Raw genomic sequence first — 736 nt, 5'->3', positions numbered from 1 at the left:
AGCTATCAGCTATCAGCTATCAGCTATCAGCTATCAGCTATCAGCTATCAGCTATCAGCTATCAGCTATCAGCTATCAAAATTATGTAGGGCGTCATTTGTGGTGGCAAGTATTGATTCTTGGTTTTAGGTGCTAGGTGCTAGGCGCAAATAAAAGACATCGAGTTTCTTCTTTGAGTCACTGTTTTTGAAAACAACCCCAGATTCCACTAAGAATATATTTGGATTCAAACTAAGGTAGAATCCTCTTAATTTTTAATCATCAATAAGGTCGTAAAATAATTCTGCTTTCTTAATCTCGAGTTCCAACTCTTTTGTGTATGGCAGCCTTACAATATTTCCCACAAGAATTTCATTCACAGTGGTCTTTGCCTCTGCAATCGTCATTTTCAACTCTCGACGCAATACCTTATTAAAAGATATTTTTCTAAAACCCGTGGACCACTTCGTAATTTCAATAATCATTTTCTTCCAGCTTTATACTTACTGATCTAGGTTATTTACATACACATGGGCTTTTGCTTTTTGCCACTACCTCGCACATGGCGTCAGAAAATGATTTAGCTTATCCCCAATGGTTTTACTTAACTACTTATCACCAATCATATGCATGAAAAATAAATGGGTAACATTATAGTTGTCTAGTTTAGTTACTAGTTACTAGTACTCTTTCACATATATTTTGATCAGTTGCCCTTACTTAAATTCAGGTAACTGATCTTTTTCAATCAATAATT

Annotated in this window: 1 protein-coding gene; it reads right to left on the bottom strand. The window is 35.1% G+C overall.

The annotated features are described in order from the left end of the window. Positions 1–254 precede the first annotated feature (254 nt). Positions 255–464, bottom strand: a complete 210-nt coding sequence (locus HUS61_RS21160) for a hypothetical protein (RefSeq protein ID WP_175083684.1) — start codon at positions 462–464, stop codon at positions 255–257. Positions 465–736: the final 272 nt, after the last annotated feature.

This window comes from Pseudoalteromonas sp. 0802, from assembly GCF_013350085.1.
Lineage (GTDB): Bacteria > Pseudomonadota > Gammaproteobacteria > Enterobacterales > Alteromonadaceae > Pseudoalteromonas.
The sequence above is the reverse complement of the archived record's forward strand: the minus strand, read 5'-3'. Positions and strand labels throughout refer to the sequence as shown.